Origin of the sequence: Melaminivora alkalimesophila, assembly GCF_000282995.1 — a bacterium.
In the GTDB taxonomy this organism is placed as follows: domain Bacteria; phylum Pseudomonadota; class Gammaproteobacteria; order Burkholderiales; family Burkholderiaceae_C; genus Melaminivora; species Melaminivora alkalimesophila.
In genome coordinates this window covers 1-1,743 of record NZ_ALEE01000759.1, presented here as the reverse complement: position 1 = coordinate 1,743, position 1,743 = coordinate 1, and the positions used below count along the sequence as shown (strand labels likewise).

Annotated in this window: 2 protein-coding genes; both read right to left on the bottom strand. The window is 70.9% G+C overall.

The features are described from left to right. Window positions 1-496, bottom strand: a 496-nt coding sequence (locus tag A612_RS14635; protein ID WP_019375191.1) for an amidase family protein, incomplete at its 3' end; no start/stop codon positions are given. After that, a partial coding sequence (locus tag A612_RS14630; RefSeq protein ID WP_019375190.1) for an ABC transporter substrate-binding protein occupies window positions 493-1,743 on the bottom strand: 1,251 nt, incomplete at its 5' end. The genes A612_RS14630 and A612_RS14635, both read right to left, overlap by 4 nt.

Here is a 1,743-nt window from a genome sequence, read left to right as displayed (position 1 = left end):
CCGCCGCGCCCGCGCCGGAGCTGGAGCCGCCGGGGCCCTTGCGCAGGTCCCAGGGGTTGCGCGTGAGCGGGTGAAAGGACGACAGCCCCGAGGACAGCATGCCGAAGTCCGGCATGGTGGTCTTGGTCAGCAGCACGGCGCCCGCCTCGGCGAGGCGCGCCGCCGGGGGCGCGTCCTGCGCGGCCGGCACCAGCTCGGTGGCGGCGGTGCCCAGCGGCGTCGGGTCGCCGCGCGTGGCGATGTTGTCCTTGAGCGTGGCGGGCACGCCGTCCAGCGGACCGCAGGGCGCTGCGCGCAGCCAGCGCGCCTCGCTCTCGCGGGCCTGCGCGAGCGCCGCCTCGGGTCGCAGCAGGTAGGTGGCGCGCAGATGGGGCTCCCAGCGCTCGATGTGGTCGAGCACTGCCTGCGTGACCTCCACCGGCGAGAGCGCGCGCCGGCGGTAGGCGTCGACCAGCTCCTGCGCGGACAGCGCGTGCAGCTCCGTTCCTGCCCTCATGCCCAGGCCATGGCCGACAGGTCGTTGACGAAGATCGGCATGTCCTTCCACAGCCCCTGCACGCCCTTGGCGGCCACCGTGACCCACTGCGGCTGGTAGAGGAAGGCGTGCACGCAGTCCTCGGCCAGCAGGCGCTGCGCCTCGCCCAGCAGCCGCGCGCGGTCGGCCGGGCGGGTGGCGTTCTTGATCTGCTCGTAGAGCTGGTCGAACTTCTCCGAGCGGTAGCCCCAGTAGTAATCCGGCTTGGCGAAGTTGCCCAGGTCGAAGGGCTCGACGTGCGAGATGATGGTCAGGTCGTAGTTCTTGTTGCCGTAGGTGCCCGACAGCCACTGCGCCCACTCCACGTTCTGCAGCTTGAGCTGGATGCCGACCTTGGCCAGCTGCGCGGCGATGACCTCGCCGCCCTGGCGTGCGTAGGGCGCGGGCGGCAGCGTCACGGTCAGCGTGAGCGGCGTCTTGACGCCCGCCTCGGCCAGCAGGCGCCTGGCCTTGTCCGGGTCGTAGGGGTTGATGGCGGTGGTGTCCACGTAGCCGAAGGCGCCCGGCACGTAATGGCTGCCGATGGGTACGCCCAGCCCGTCGGCCGCGCCCTGGATGACGGCCTTGCGGTCGATGGCGGCGGTGATCGCCCGGCGCACGCGCACATCCTGAAGCGGCTCCCTGGCGTTGTTGATCGCCAGGATGGTCTTGGCGCGCGAGCCGCTGATGAGCGTCTGAAAGCGCGGGTTGCCCTTGAACTGCGCCATGCTGCGCGGCGTGACGCGCGCGAACACGTCCACGTCGCCGGCCAGCAGCGCCGCCACCTGGGCGGCCGGGTCGGGGATGAAGCGGAAGGTGGCGCGCCGGATGCGGATCGACGAGGCATCGCGCCACTCCGGCCAGGCGACCAGCGAGACCGAGGCGCCGCGGCTCCAGGCGCCCAGCTGGTAGGGGCCGGTGCCGACGGGCTTGGAGGCATTGGTGTCGGCGCTCTTGGGCTCGACGATGATGGCGGTGGCCTGCCCGAGCAGGAACAGCAGGTCGGGGTCGACCTCCTTGTTGAGCAGCACCACCGTGTGCTCGTCCACCACCTGGGTCGTGAGGTTGGCAAAGGTGCGCTTGTCCTTGTTGGTGCTTTTCTCGCCGCCCGCGCGGTCGAAGGAGAACTTCACGCTCTCGGCGTTGAAGGGCTCGCCGTTGTGGAACTTCAGGCCCTTGCGCAGGCGGAAGGTGTAGGTCTTGAGGTCCGGCGAGATCTCCCAGCCTTC